Origin of the sequence: Krasilnikovia cinnamomea, from assembly GCF_004217545.1 — a bacterium.
Classification (GTDB): domain Bacteria; phylum Actinomycetota; class Actinomycetes; order Mycobacteriales; family Micromonosporaceae; genus Actinoplanes; species Actinoplanes cinnamomeus.
In genome coordinates this window covers 4145281-4158714 of sequence record NZ_SHKY01000001.1, presented here as the reverse complement: position 1 = coordinate 4158714, position 13434 = coordinate 4145281, and the positions used below count along the sequence as shown (strand labels likewise).

Annotated in this window: 16 protein-coding genes; 1 reads left to right on the top strand and 15 read right to left on the bottom strand. The window is 70.4% G+C overall.

Annotated elements, in window-relative coordinates; all coding sequences use genetic code 11:
• Positions 1-96 precede the first annotated feature (96 nt).
• The 3 genes from EV385_RS18885 to EV385_RS18875 form a co-directional block, all read right to left on the bottom strand.
• A complete protein-coding gene (locus tag EV385_RS18885) occupies positions 97-1281 on the bottom strand; it encodes a hypothetical protein (RefSeq protein WP_130510658.1) in 1185 nt (394 codons plus the stop codon).
• 105 nt (positions 1282-1386) lie between these two features.
• Positions 1387-3033, bottom strand: coding sequence for an ABC-F family ATP-binding cassette domain-containing protein (locus tag EV385_RS18880; RefSeq protein WP_130510657.1), 1647 nt, complete (start codon positions 3031-3033; stop codon positions 1387-1389).
• A gap of 31 nt (positions 3034-3064) precedes the next feature.
• Positions 3065-3679 carry a class I SAM-dependent methyltransferase gene (locus EV385_RS18875; RefSeq protein ID WP_130510656.1) on the bottom strand — a complete coding sequence of 205 codons (615 nt, stop codon included), beginning with the start codon at positions 3677-3679 and terminating at the stop codon, positions 3065-3067.
• A 245-nt stretch (positions 3680-3924) separates the two neighbouring features.
• Here EV385_RS18875 and EV385_RS18870 point away from each other — a divergent pair, with 245 nt between their 5' ends.
• Positions 3925-4770, top strand: a complete 846-nt coding sequence (locus EV385_RS18870; protein ID WP_130510655.1) for a hypothetical protein — start codon at positions 3925-3927, stop codon at positions 4768-4770.
• Between the two features lie 13 nt (positions 4771-4783).
• Here EV385_RS18870 and truA read toward each other — a convergent pair whose 3' ends face one another.
• From truA to secY, 12 genes are all read right to left on the bottom strand, one after another.
• Positions 4784-5602 (bottom strand): tRNA pseudouridine(38-40) synthase TruA, encoded by an 819-nt coding sequence (truA, locus tag EV385_RS18865; protein ID WP_130510654.1) that lies wholly within the window; start codon positions 5600-5602, stop codon positions 4784-4786.
• A gap of 103 nt (positions 5603-5705) precedes the next feature.
• Entirely contained in the window at positions 5706-6266 is a 561-nt protein-coding gene (gene rplQ / locus EV385_RS18860; protein ID WP_130510653.1) for a 50S ribosomal protein L17, read from the bottom strand.
• Positions 6267-6331: 65 nt separating this feature from the next.
• Positions 6332-7354, bottom strand: a complete 1023-nt coding sequence (locus EV385_RS18855) for a DNA-directed RNA polymerase subunit alpha (protein WP_130510652.1) — start codon at positions 7352-7354, stop codon at positions 6332-6334.
• Between the two features lie 93 nt (positions 7355-7447).
• Positions 7448-8074 carry a 30S ribosomal protein S4 gene (gene rpsD, locus EV385_RS18850; RefSeq protein ID WP_130510651.1) on the bottom strand — a complete coding sequence of 209 codons (627 nt, stop codon included), beginning with the start codon at positions 8072-8074 and terminating at the stop codon, positions 7448-7450.
• A 14-nt stretch (positions 8075-8088) separates the two neighbouring features.
• Positions 8089-8496 carry a 30S ribosomal protein S11 gene (gene rpsK / locus EV385_RS18845; RefSeq protein ID WP_014440747.1) on the bottom strand — a complete coding sequence of 136 codons (408 nt, stop codon included), beginning with the start codon at positions 8494-8496 and terminating at the stop codon, positions 8089-8091.
• 17 nt (positions 8497-8513) lie between these two features.
• Positions 8514-8894 carry a 30S ribosomal protein S13 gene (gene rpsM, locus EV385_RS18840; protein WP_130510650.1) on the bottom strand — a complete coding sequence of 127 codons (381 nt, stop codon included), beginning with the start codon at positions 8892-8894 and terminating at the stop codon, positions 8514-8516.
• 168 nt (positions 8895-9062) lie between these two features.
• Positions 9063-9176, bottom strand: a complete 114-nt coding sequence (gene rpmJ / locus EV385_RS18835; protein ID WP_023358216.1) for a 50S ribosomal protein L36 — start codon at positions 9174-9176, stop codon at positions 9063-9065.
• A 50-nt stretch (positions 9177-9226) separates the two neighbouring features.
• On the bottom strand, positions 9227-9448 hold the full coding sequence (gene infA, locus EV385_RS18830; protein WP_007073013.1) for a translation initiation factor IF-1: 222 nt from the start codon (positions 9446-9448) through the stop codon (positions 9227-9229).
• 272 nt (positions 9449-9720) lie between these two features.
• Entirely contained in the window at positions 9721-10248 is a 528-nt protein-coding gene (locus tag EV385_RS18825; RefSeq protein WP_130513408.1) for a DUF1707 SHOCT-like domain-containing protein, read from the bottom strand.
• Between the two features lie 77 nt (positions 10249-10325).
• A complete protein-coding gene (map, locus tag EV385_RS18820; RefSeq protein WP_130510649.1) occupies positions 10326-11177 on the bottom strand; it encodes a type I methionyl aminopeptidase in 852 nt (283 codons plus the stop codon).
• A 2-nt stretch (positions 11178-11179) separates the two neighbouring features.
• Positions 11180-11833 (bottom strand): adenylate kinase, encoded by a 654-nt coding sequence (locus tag EV385_RS18815; protein WP_130510648.1) that lies wholly within the window; start codon positions 11831-11833, stop codon positions 11180-11182.
• 68 nt (positions 11834-11901) lie between these two features.
• Complete coding sequence (secY, locus tag EV385_RS18810; RefSeq protein ID WP_130510647.1) at positions 11902-13248, bottom strand: preprotein translocase subunit SecY; 1347 nt, start codon at positions 13246-13248, stop codon at positions 11902-11904.
• Positions 13249-13434: the final 186 nt, after the last annotated feature.

Here is a 13434-nt window from a genome sequence, read left to right as displayed (position 1 = left end):
GCGGGCACGCCTGCGCGCACTACTGAGGCGGGTCCTACCAGGGAAGATGCGTTTCGATCCGCTACGGCGCGGAGCGGGCGAAAGGATCGGCGGAGGTCACCGCTCGTGGCCGAGGGTCGGGTGGGCGGGGCCGCCCAGCCGGGTCGAGATCCGGTCGAGCAGCGCCCAGAACGCCGCACCGTCCGGAACCTCCTCGTCCTCGTCCGCCATCTCGTCCTGGATGCCCGCCCAGTTGGCCAGCTCCCATGCGAGCGAGGCCCACTGACCACCGTCCAGCGTGACGGAGACAGGTCGGCTCGCGGGGGCCGTCGCGCCGACGGCCCGGATCCGTCCCCGGATCGCCGTCCCAATATTTCCCGCCGGGTTCGTCGCGACTTCCTCGGACCCGTTGTCCGCGTCAATGACGCTCCCGACGTCGAACTCGAGGGGTTCGAGGACGGTCCGCCATTCCCGGACGGTCAAGGTGACCGCGTAGCGCCGGTCGGGCCGCAGCCCGAGTTCCCGCACGTTGTCGAGGTCGATGTTCGGGTCGAGGGAGCGCAGGTCGGGCGCGTCGGCGGACACGGTGAACTCGCACCAGTCCGACCAGCCCGGCAGGCTGCTGTGATACCTGGTCTCGTCGATGTCACCGTCACCGGCCGCCACGGCTGCCTGCTGCCAGGCCGCATCCTCAACGGCCTGGTCCCCACGCGCCCGCACCCGCCACTGGTACGACTCTCCGGGCCCGAACTGATCCCGCTCGATGTCCACGGTCGCGGGCTGGCCGGGATCCTGTCCGCTGGTCGTGACCGCGAAGATGTCCTGCGTGCCACCGAGGCGCCGCAGCTCGAACGTGGTCTCCTGGACGTTCTGCATCGCGGCGAACGTCGCCGACAACGTCGGTATCGTCGTGGCGAGCACCGGCCGGCCCGGTCCGCGGACGCAGCCCGGAGCGGCACCGCTCGCCATGGCCACGGGCCGTGGCGCGCCTGCCGATACCAGTCCGGCGAGCAGGGACCGCGCCGCCATGAGCTGCCCACCGGCGGACTTGTCGCGCACCACCACCGTGCAGTCGGCGACGGCGCTCTCGAACAAGGACCGGCCCTCGGCGGACGACCTCATCTCCTCAAGCACCTGCCGGCACAGCGTCTCCGGGTCGACGCCCGGTTGGCCGAACGCGTGCGGCAGCCCCGGCCACACCACGGCAGCGGTCACCGGCAGGACCAGCGCCGCCGCGACGAACCGCAGGCGCGGGCGCTTGCGCGACCACCGTGCGAGAACCGTGGTCACTCTCCCGGGCATCCGTTCCTCCTGGCCTGCGACCCGGCATCGTCGGCCCGGGGACAAGGCCGGAGCGACAGGGTGCGCAGCGGACTATCGGCAGCGGGCCCGCGCGGTTGAGGACAATCAGCGTACGTCCCACACGGGCTCCGGGGTCTCCACCACCTCGCCATCCGCCTGAAACAGGACGTACCGGTCGAAGCCCCGCGTGAACCACCGGTCATGCGTCACCGCGATCACCGTCCCCTCGTACGCCAGCAGCCCCTCCTCCAGCGCCTCCGCCGACGCCAGGTCGAGGTTGTCGGTCGGCTCGTCGAGCAGCAGCATCGTCGCGCCGGACAGCTCCAACAGCAGCACCAGGAAGCGCGCCTGCTGCCCCCCGGACAGCGTCCCGAACAGCTGATCGCCCTGGCCGGCCAGCTCGTACCGGTTGAGCGCCTTCATGGCCCCGGCCCGGTCCACACCGGACCGGTGATCGTCGCCCCGCCACAAGATCTCCACGAGGGTACGGTCGAGCAGCTCCGGCCGGTCGTGCGTCTGGGAGAAGTGCCCCGGCCGCACCCGCGCCCCGAGCCGCGCGACGCCGTCGTGCGCCACGTGCGCCAGCGGCGCGCCGTCGACGGGCTTGTGTTCCGCGTCCGGGTCGCTGCCGCCGGCCGCCAGCAGCCGCAGGAAGTGCGACTTGCCGGTGCCGTTCGCGCCGAGCACCGCCACCCGGTCGCCGTACCAGACCTCCAGGTCGAACGGGAACGTCAGGTTCTCCAGCTCCAACTGCTCGCAGACCACCGCCCGTTTGCCGGTACGCCCGCCGCGCAGGTTCATCCGCACCGACTGTTCCTTCGGCGGCAGCGGCGGCGGCCCCGCCTCCTCGAACTTGCGCAGCCGGGTCTGCGCGGCCTGGTACCGCGACGCCATCCCGTCGTTGTACGTGGCCTTCTGCTTCAACGTCAGCACCAGCTCGCGCAGCTTCTGGTGCTCCTCGTCCCAGCGCCGCCGCGACTCCAGCAGCCGGTCGTGCCGGTCGGCCCGCGCCTCGTGCCACGACGCGAACCCGCCCGGGTGGACCCACGCGCTGCCGCCCTCGACGGCCACGACCCGCCCGGCGGTCTGGTTCAGCAGTTCCCGGTCGTGCGAGACGTACAGCACGGACTTGGCCGACTCGCGCAGCCGCGCCTCCAGCCACCGCTTGCCCGGCACGTCGAGGAAGTTGTCCGGCTCGTCGAGCAGCAGCACCTCGTCCGTGCCGCGCAGCAGCAGATCCAGCGCGAAGCGCTTCTGCTGCCCGCCGGAGAGCGTACGCACCGGCCGGTGCCGCACGCCCTCCCACGGCTTGTCCAGGATGGCGACGGCCACGGTGTCGAACAGCACCTCGGCGTCGTACCCGCCGGCCTCACCCCAGTGCGCCAGCGCATTCGCGTACGCCAGCTGCGACTTCTCCGTGTCCGACAGCGCGGCCGCGGCCGCCGCGAGCCGCTCCCCCGCCGCCCGCAGCGGCGGTGCGACCAGCGACAGGGCCAGATCTTCGAGCGTACGGTCGTCGCCGATCATCCCGATGAACTGCCGCATGACGCCCAGCCCGCCGGAGCGGGCGATCGTGCCCGTCTGGACCGGCAGGTCCCCGGCGACCATGCGCAGCAGTGTCGTCTTGCCCGCGCCGTTCGGCCCGACCAGGGCGACCTTGGCGCCCTCACCGACCCGGAACGACACATCGGCGAACAGCTCCCGGCCGTCCGGGAGCACGAACCCCGCACCGGCGACATCGACGTAGCCCACGAGCGCATCCTGCCCGCTGCGGGGCGCGACGTCAGGCGGTTTTCCGGGCCACCCGCAGCACCCGGAAGCCGCGCTGGCTGGCGATCCGGGCGACCTCCCAGCCGAGCCCGACCAGCCACGCGTGCAACGAGTCCCCGCCGAGGTTCTTGTTGATCACCAGCCAGGCCACACCGTCCGGCGTGAGGCGGGGCAGCCAGCGCTCCAGCATCGCGTGCAACTCCGCCTTGCCGACGTGGGTGGGCGGATTGCTCCAGATCTCGTCGAACGTCACCGCCGCGGGGACGCCGTCGGGCGCGGCCACCCGCAGGCGGTCCGCCAGGCCGAGGGTGTCCGCGTTGGCCGCCGCCAGTTCGCGGGCGCGGGCGTTGACGTCGACGGCGTAGACCGTCGCGGCCGGGGCCTCGCTGGCCAGCACGCAGGCGATCGGTCCGTAACCGCAGCCGAGGTCGAGCAGGGTGCCCGAGGTCGCGGCCGTGGGCAGCACACCCTTGCGCAACAGTACGGCGGTGCCCGGGTCGAGCCGCCCCGCGGAGAACACACCCGACGCCACGGCGAGCGCGTAGTCGCGCCCCCCGACGCTGAACTCCACCGTCCCGTGCCGCGCCGGCGCCGCCGGGTCGGCACTGAAGTAATGGTCGGCACTCACGCGGCACCAGCCAGCATGCCCTCGCGGCCCTCGCTGCGCTCGGTGCACTCGTTCATGCTGAGCAGACCGGGCATGCCCTCGCGGCCCTCGCTGCGCTCGGTGCACTCGTTCATGCCGCCAGTGTGCCGGTTGGGGGTCACCCGGGCCCGAGTCGGGGGTGGGTTGGCGCACAGCATGTGCGCTTATCGATGACCATGCCCTCCTAGCGTGGCCGCCATGTCACGCAATGCCAAGCCAAACTGGTCATGCCCTCGCTTCGCTCGGTGCACTCGGTCATGACGGCGCTGCACGCCGCGCACCGCACATCCGCCCCGGCCGGGCAGCACCGGCGAGTGGCGGCGCAGCCGCCCACCTGGACCCGCCCCACCGGCGCCGAGCACGGCTACCGCGCGCGGCCACATCCGGTCCGGCGGGGGCCCCGGCTGGTGCTCGGCGGGCTGGGGGCACTCGTGCTGGCCGGGGTCTGCGGGCTCAGCGCCTTCCTCATCGCCGCGGATGTCCGGCGCGGCCACGGCGCCCCGGCGGCAGCGCGGCAGCAGGTTCCGGTGCGGGACCTCGGCTCGCGCCGGGTCGACGCCGCCCCCTTGAGCCTGGACGAGGTGTTCCCGGCGCCGGAGGCCCGGGCGGGCGCGGTCGCGTACCGCGTCGGGATGACGCACATCGACACGGACTGCGGGATCGCCGCGGTCGGGCTCGTCGGCGACCTGCTGGACCGGTACGGCTGCACCCAGGTGGTCCGGGCCGCGCTGACCGCACCGTACGGCGACTATCAGGTCACCGCCGGGATCTTCAACCTGCCCGACGAGCCGAGTGCCCGGTGGATCGCCGACCGGGCCCGGCAGTTCGTCGCGGCGGGCCAGGGCACCTTCGGGGCGATGGCCGGCGGCCTGCCCGGGACCGATCCGCGGGTGCAGCCGCCGGCACTGGCGGGCTGGGACACCCGAGGGCACTTCCTGCTGTACTGCGTGATCGTGCGCCCGGACGGCCAGCCGCTACGCGACGACGACCCGTTCGCCCGCCGCATCACCACCGACCTGCTGCGCTCCTATCTGGGCGACACGGTGCTGGGCCGGCGCGCGTCACTCCCGTAGCGACCGGCGGCGGTCAGGCTCGCAGCCGGCGGGTGGCCTCGGCGCGGCGGGCGTACTCGGCCGGGTCGTCGGGGTAGCCGACCGCGACCAGCGTGAGCCCGTGTGCCGGGGCCACCGTGACCGAGCTGGAGCGTTCGCGCAGGGTGAGCAGGGTGGCCGGCCATTGCGGATCGCGCCGGCCGTCGCCCACCGTCAGCAAAGCGCCGATCAGGCTGCGCACCATCGCCTGGCAGAACGCGTCGGCCTGCACGGTGGCGACCGCGACCCCGTCCGGCTCGCGACGCCAGTCCAGGGCGGTGATGGCCCGCACGGTGGTGCCGTGCTCCTTGCGCTTGCAGTACGCCGCGTAGTCGTGCTCGCCGATCAGCCCGGCCGCGGCCTGCCGCAACAGGTCCAGGTCGAGCGGGCGCACCCAGCCGAGGGTGTCGCGGCGCCGCAGCGGCTCGGGCCCCCACGGGGTGTCGGCCACCCGGTACTCGTACCGGCGGAAGGTGGCCGAGAAGCGGGCGTCGAAGGTGTCCGGCACGGGCACCGCCGCCAGGACCCGGGCGTCGGGCGGCATCAGCGCGGCGAGGCGCCGCACCAGCGTCCCGTCGAGCGCCTCCCACGCGGCGACGGGCAGGTCGATGTGGCAGACCTGCCCGGTGGCGTGCACCCCCGCGTCGGTACGCCCGGCGACGGTCAGGCCGAGGACGGTGTCGGCGCCGACGAGACGCCCGAGGGCCTCGGTGAGCACCCCGGCGACGGTGCGCCGTTGCGGCTGGGCGGCCCAGCCGGAGAAGTCCGTACCGTCGTAGGTGACGTCCAGTCGGACGCGGATCAGTTCGTTCATGCCGCCATTCCGGCTCGCGACGGGGCACGGCACCCGTACCCGGGAACGGAACGGCCCGGCGCCCCCGCGAGGGCGCCGGGCCGGTCGGACCGTGCGTGACCGATCAGGCCGTGGTGTCTTCGCCCTCGGCCTTGGCGCCCGGGCCCTCGGCACCCTTGTCACCGGAGGCGTTCACCGGCGGCTCGGAGTCCTGGTCGGCGGCGGCCGAGGTGGGAACCTCGTCCTCGCGGGCCAGGGCCTCGACCTTGTCCTGCTGCGCGGTGGCCTTGCGGGCCGCCTTGCGCGGGGCGGTGGTGGCCGCGACCTGCAGCTCCTCGACCAGCTCGATGACCGCCATCGGAGCGGCGTCGCCCTTGCGCGGACCGGTCTTGGTGATCCGGGTGTAGCCACCCGGCCGGTTGCCGTAGCGCGGGGCGATCTGCTCGAACAGGGCGTACACGACGTCCTTGTCCTTGACGACCGTGAGCACCCGGCGACGAGCGTGCAGGTCACCGCGCTTGGCCTTGGTGATCAGGTGCTCGGCCAGCGGGCGCAGGCGCCGGGCCTTGGTCTCGGTGGTCTTGATCTTCCCGTGCCGGAAGAGCTCCGTGGCCAGGTTGGCCAGCAGCAGCTTCTCGTGCGCCGGGCTGCCGCCGAGGCGGGGACCCTTGGTGGGCGTGGGCATTCGATGCTCCTCGTCAGTTTCCTTGCAGTGCGGCGGCGAAGCCGCCGGCACGGCGGCAGCCGAGATTAGAGCTGCTCGGTCTCGCGGTAGTCGTCGGTGTCGTAGTCCACGTCGCCGAACGAGTCCACGACGTGCGCCGGGTCGAACGACGGCGCGCTGTCCTTGAGGCCCAGGCCCATGCCCGCGAGCTTCATCTTGACCTCGTCGATCGACTTCTGACCGAAATTCCTTATATCCAGAAGGTCGGCCTCCGTACGCCCTATCAACTCGCCGACCGTGTTGATGCCCTCGCGCTTGAGGCAGTTGTACGACCGGACCGTCAGGTCCAGCTCCTCGATCGGCAGGGCGAGATCGGCGGCGAGCTGGGCGTCCTGCGGGGACGGCCCGATGTCGATGCCCTCGGCGGTCTCGTCCAGCTCCCGGCACAGGCCGAACAGCTCGACCAGGGTCGAGCCGGCCGAGGCCAGCGCGGTACGCGGCGAGATCGACGCCTTCGACTCGACGTCGATGATCAGGCGGTCGAAGTCGGTGCGCTGCTCGACACGGGTGGCCTCGACGCGGTAGGTCACCTTCATCACCGGCGAGTAGATCGAGTCGACCGGGATCCGGCCGATCTCGGCACCCGCGTTCTTGTTCTGGGCGGCGGTGACGTAGCCACGGCCACGCTCGACCGTCAGCTCCATGTCGAGGCGGCCCTTGCTGTTCAGCGTGGCCAGCTTCAGGTCGGGGTTGTGCACCGAGACGCCGGCCGGCGGCTGGATGTCGCCCGCGGTGACGTCGCCGGGGCCCTGCTTGCGCAGGTACATGCTGACCGGCTCGTCGTGCTCGGAGCTGACGGTGAGCTCCTTGACGTTCATGACGAGCTCGACCACGTCCTCCTTGACCCCGGGGATCGTGGTGAACTCGTGCAGCACGCCGTCGATCTTGATGCTGGTGACCGCCGCGCCCGGGATGGACGACAGTAGCGTACGGCGCAGCGAGTTGCCCAGGGTGTACCCGAAGCCGGGCTCCAGGGGCTCGATGGTGAATCGGGAGCGGGTCTCGCTGAGCGACTCTTCCGAGAGGCTCGGCCGCTGGCTGATGAGCACGGTGTTCTTCTTTCTGTCGGGGCACCCGCTATTTGATGCCCGTCCGGTGGTGGTACGGGGATGCCGGCCGTGCGACCGGCATCCCCTGAGCCGCTACTTGGAGTAGAGCTCGACGATCAACTGCTCCTGGACCTGGGTGTCGATGACCTGGCGGGCCGGAAGCGAGTGGATCAGGATCTTCATCTGGCTGGGGATCGGCTCCAGCCACGCCGGCACCGGGCGGGAACCCGCCTGGGCCTGCGCCACGACGAACGGCGTCAGCTCACGGGACTTCTCCCGCGTCTGCACGATGTCGTGCTCCTTCACCCGGTACGACGGGATGTCGACCTTCACGCCGTTGACGGTGAAGTGGCCGTGCTTGACCAGCTGACGGGCCATGTCCCGGGACGCGGCGTAGCCGGCCCGGTAGACCACGTTGTCGAGCCGCGACTCGAGGATCTGCAGCAGCACCTCACCGGTCTTGCCCGGCTTGGCGACAGCCTCCTCGTAGTACCCGCGGAACTGCTTCTCGAGAATGCCGTAGATACGGCGGGCCTTCTGCTTCTCGCGGAGCTGGAGCAGGTACTCCGTCTCCTTGGTGCGACCCCGGCCGTGCTGCCCGGGCGGGAACGGCCGGGACTCGAACGGGCACTTCGGGCCATCGCACTTGCTGCCCTTGAGGAACAGCTTCATCTTCTCCCGACGGCAACGGCGGCAGTCGGCACCTGCATAGCGAGCCATTTGTCCTCTACCTCTCAGACCCGACGACGCTTCGGCGGGCGGCATCCGTTATGCGGCTGGGGCGTGACGTCGGAGATCTGGCCGACCTCGAGGCCCGCGGCCTGCAGCGAACGGATGGCGGTCTCCCGGCCGGAGCCGGGGCCCTTGACGAACACGTCGACCTTGCGCATGCCGTGCTCCATGGCCCGGCGCGCGGCGGCCTCGGCGGCCAGCTGCGCGGCGAACGGAGTCGACTTGCGGGAGCCCTTGAAGCCCACCTGGCCCGAGGAGGCCCAGGAGATGACAGCACCGGTCGGGTCGGTGATCGACACGATGGTGTTGTTGAAGGTGCTCTTGATGTGCGCCTGCCCGTGGGCGACGTTCTTGCGTTCCTTGCGCCGGACCTTCTTGACGGCGGCCCCAGCGCGTGCCTTCGGTGGCATGAGTCAGTGCGCTCCTATTACTTCCGACCGGGCTTCTTCTTACCGGCGACCGTGCGCTTCGGACCCTTGCGGGTACGAGCGTTGGTACGGGTCCGCTGGCCCCGGACGGGGAGACCCCGGCGGTGCCGGATGCCGGCGTAGCAGCCGATCTCGACCTTGCGGCGGATGTCCGCGGCGACCTCGCGGCGCAGGTCGCCCTCAACCTTGAAATTGGCCTCGATGTAGTCGCGGAGCTGGACCAGCTCCTCTTCCGTGAGGTCCTTGGCGCGCTTGTTCAGATCGATGGCGGTCGCGGTGAGCGCTTCGACTGCGCGCGTGCGACCGATACCGAAGATGTAGGTGAGCGCGATCTCCATCCGCTTCTCGCGGGGAAGATCGACGCCGACGAGACGTGCCATGTGCGGGCGTACTCCTCAGCTATCTCACGGAGGTCTGTGCCCCTTCCACCCCGCCTGCCCGGGCGGGCCCCGGCCTCCGACCGGGGGTGAGTCCGCGGGTCATCGACGTGGTGACGCGCGGCTGGAACGAGCTTGTTCTTTGGTACGGACCTGGCAGTGCCGGGACTCTCAGCCCTGGCGCTGCTTGTGGCGCGGGTCGTCGCAGATGACCATGACCCGGCCGTGCCGGCGGATAACCCGGCACTTGTTGCAGATCCGCTTGACGCTCGGCTTGACCTTCACGGTTTGGCCTTAACTCTCAGTCAGACGGGTAAGGAACCCCCGCTACCCCATTACTTGTACCGGTAGACAATGCGCCCACGGGTCAGGTCGTATGGAGAAAGCTCCACGACGACCCTGTCCTCGGGCAGGATGCGGATGTAGTGCTGCCGCATCTTGCCGCTGATGTGAGCCAGCACCTTGTGACCATTGGCCAGCTCGACGCGGAACATCGCGTTCGGCAGGGGCTCGATCACTCGGCCTTCAATCTCGATGGCTCCGTCTTTCTTGGGCATGTCCTCCGCTACCTGACATTGGGGTCTGGGGCAAGCTCGCAACGCCTTACCCGAACCCGCGAGGGGCCCGGTCCAGCCGCGGCTCCGGCTCCACCAGAAGCGCTTGGTGGACATGCCGGAGTGGACGCTGCGCGCCAGCTAGCCAGTGTACGCGTGCCCAACCATCGACACCAAACCGAGGTCACCGTAACCCGGGGTCGGGTGTGTCGAGCACTCCTAAACCGGACGAAACGCCCCTGACGCCGATGCTCCGGGGCGTCCAGTGGCCCGGGTCATCCCGGCCGGCCGGGGGTTCCCGGCGCCTCGTCCGTACCCAGCGCGCGGCGCTCCCGCTTCAGCTGCCGGGCGTGCTCCTTGGCCTGCGCCTTGGCCCGCTCCTCGGCCTGCTGCTCCGCGTGCCGGCGCGGTTCCCCACTGGCCAGTCCAGCCACCGTCTGCCACAGCAGCACCGCACCCCACGGCGCCGCCACCCACACCGGCCAGTAGTACACCGCGTACCCCTCGGCGAGGCTGGTCGCGCCCCACACCGCGGTGGTGACGGCCACGGCCGGGACCCAACCGCTCCACAACCCCAGCAGCCAGCGCCGGGTCTCGTGCCCCTGGGCGGGGACCACCGCCGCGCCGGCCTGTGCGGGGACGTCTGGCAGGTCGGTGAGCAGCAGGTCCAGCTCGCCGTAGGTCTTGGCGGCGTACGCCTGCTGCAGGCGCTCGTCGTACTCGCCGAGATCGAGGCGGCCCTCGTCCAGTGCCGCCCGCAGCCGGGCCGCGACCTGCTGCCGGTCGGCGTCGGCGGCCCGCATCTCGTCACGCCTCATGCCGTCCAGCATGCCAGCCGTCATCGATGGGCGCGAACCCCGCCGTGCCGGTGGCTCCGTGCTCAGTTGATCGAGTCAGGTTGCGGCTGGCGGGCGGTCACCAGGTCGCCGAGGCGGGCCAGGCCGCCGTCCGGGGCGGTGGTCACCCAGACGCCGTCGTCCAGCAGCGCCATGGTGTGCTCGACGTGCGCGGCCATGGACCCGTCGCGGGTGACCACGGTCCAGCCGTCGGACAGCTCCAGGGTGCGCGGCGAGCCCATGGTGATCATCGGTTCGATGGCCAGGCACAGCCCGGGGACCAGGCGCGGGCCCTTGCCGGGCTTGCCGTGGTTCAGCACGTGCGGGTCCTGGTGCATCTCCGTGCCGATGCCGTGCCCGCCGTAGCCCTCCACGATCCCGTACCGGCCGGCGGCACGGGTCGCCTTCTCGACGTTGAAGGAGATGTCCGTCAGGCGCCCACGGCCGTTGGCGCAGCCACGCGCTGCGGCGGCGATGCCCGCCCACATGGCGTCCTCCGCCACCTGCGCCATCTTCAGCAGGGCGGGGTCGGTCTCGCCCACCCCGACCGTGATGGCCGAGTCGCCGTGCCAGCCGTTCAGCACCGCGCCGCAGTCCAGGGAGATCAGGTCGCCCTCCTTGAGCACCTGGTCGGCGCTGGGGATGCCGTGTACGACCTGCTCGTTGACCGAGGCGCAGATGGAGGCCGGGAAGCCGTGGTAGCCCTTGAAGGACGGGATCGCCCCGGCGTCGCGGATCACCTGCTCGGCGATGGCGTCCAGGTCGGCGGTGGAGACCCCGGGGGCGACGGCCTCGCGCATGGCCTGCAGGGCGGCGGCGACCACCAGCCCGGCGGCGCGCATCAGCTCGATCTGCTCCTGGGTCTTCAGCTGGATGTCCAGCTGGGCACGACGCATGATCAGCTCCCGTACGACCGCAGCGCCTCGATGGCGCGGTCGGTGACGTCCTCGACCGGGCCCGTGGCGTCGATGCCGACCAGCTTGCCCTGCGCGCCGTAGAAGTCGACCAGGGGGGCGGTCTTCTCGGTGTACTCGACGAGGCGGTTCGCGATCGTCTCGGCCTTGTCGTCGTCGCGCTGGAACAGCTCGGAGCCGCACCGGTCGCAGACGTCGTCCTTGGTGGTGGGATCGAACTCGATGTGCCAGATCTTGCCGCAGCCCCGGCAGGTGCGCCGCCCGGACAGCCGCCGGATGACCTCGTCGTCGTCGACCACGAGCTCCATCACCAGGTCGAGCGCCGTGCCGAGGTCGGCCAGCAGCTTGTCCAGCGCCGACGCCTGCGGCACCGTACGGGGAAAGCCGTCGAGCAGAAACCCGTCCGCCGCGTCGGGCTCGGCCAGCCGGTCACGGACCATGTTGATGGTCACCTCGTCCGGTACGAGGTGACCCGCGTCCATGTAGCGCTTTGCCTCGATGCCCAGCGGCGTTCCCTGCGACACATTGGCCCGGAAGATGTCCCCCGTCGAGATCTTCGGTACGGCGAGGTGGGCGGCGATGTACTCTGCCTGTGTCCCCTTGCCGGCCCCCGGAGGGCCTACCAGCACCAGCCGCACCTACATCGCCTCGCTTCGGTGAGAACGAGCAATCGCCGACGCGCAAGCCCCCCGGCTCCGCGTCCCCACTACCGCAGGAACCCTTCGTAGTTGCGCTGCATCAGCTGGCTCTCGATCTGCTTCACCGTCTCCAGGCCCACACCAACCATGATCAGCACCGCCGTACCACCGAACGGGAAGTTCTGGTACTGCTGCGCATTGAGCCAGATGAAGAAGAAGTTCGGCAGCACCGAGATCAGGCCGAGGTACAGCGCACCCGGCAGGGTGATCCGGCTGAGGATGAAGTCGAGGTAGTCGGCGGTCGGCTTGCCGGGCCGGATGCCCGGGACGAACCCACCATACTTCTTCATGTTGTCTGCGACCTCGGTCGGGTTGAACGTGATCGAGACGTAGAAGTACGTGAAGAAGATGATCATCAAGAAGTACGTGGCGATGTAGACCCAGCTCGTCGGGTCGGCCAGGTTGTTCTGGATCCAGATCTGGTAGCCCTTGAGGGCGTTCTGGTCGAAGAACTGCAGGTACAGCTGCGGCAGGTAGAGCAGCGACGAGGCGAAGATGACCGGGACGACACCCGCCTGGTTGACCTTCAGCGGGATGTAGGTCGAGGTGCCGCCGTACATGCGGCGCCCGATCATGCGCTTGGCGTACTGCACCGGGATGCGCCGTTGCGCCTGCTCGATGAAGACGACAGCGCAAATGATGAGCAGGACGAGCACGATCACCAGGGCGAACTTGTTCCAGCCGCTCTGCTCCTTGATCGTCCAGCCCTCGCCGGGGAGGCGGGCCGCGATCGAGGTGAAGATCAGCACGGACATGCCGTTGCCGACACCGCGGTCGGTGATCAGTTCGCCGAGCCACATGACCACACCGGTACCGGCGGTCATCGTGATGACCAGCATGGTCAGCGTCAGCCAGTCCGGGATCCCGGTGTCCTTCGGGATGATCGCGAACTGGGGGTTGTCCTGCGGGCAGTTCCCGGCGAAGAGCTGGCCGGAGCGGGCCAGCGCCACGAACGCCGCGGACTGCAGGATCGCCAGGCCCAGCGTCAGGTACCGGGTGTACTGAGTGATCTTCGCCTGGCCGGACTGGCCCTCCTTGCGCAACTGCTCCAGGCGCGGAATCACCACGGTGAGCAGCTGCAGGATGATCGACGCCGTGATGTACGGCATGATCCCCAGCGCGAAGACCGACAGCGACAGCAGTGCGCCGCCGGAGAACAGGTTCAGGAGGTTCAGGATGCCCGTGCCCTCCTGGTTCTCGTTCACCGCGCGCAGACAGTTCTGCACGTTGGTGTACGAGACACCCGGGCTGGGCATGGTCGCGCCGAGCCGGTACACCGCGATGATCGCCACTGTGAACAGCAGCTTCTTGCGCAGGTCAGGCGTCCGGAACGCACTGGTAAAGGCGGAGAGCAACTTCTTCCTCCTGCGCAGGGTGGCCGCCGGACCGGCGGATCGACGATAGGGATCGGCCCGGACGACCGATTTTCCTAGCTGGGAACGGACTCTAACAGTCTGGTGCGGTTGAGGTCAGGCACGGTGGCCGCATGCGCCTCACGGGGCGTCCACGCCGCCACGGCGACCCCTGCGACAGCGGCGCCG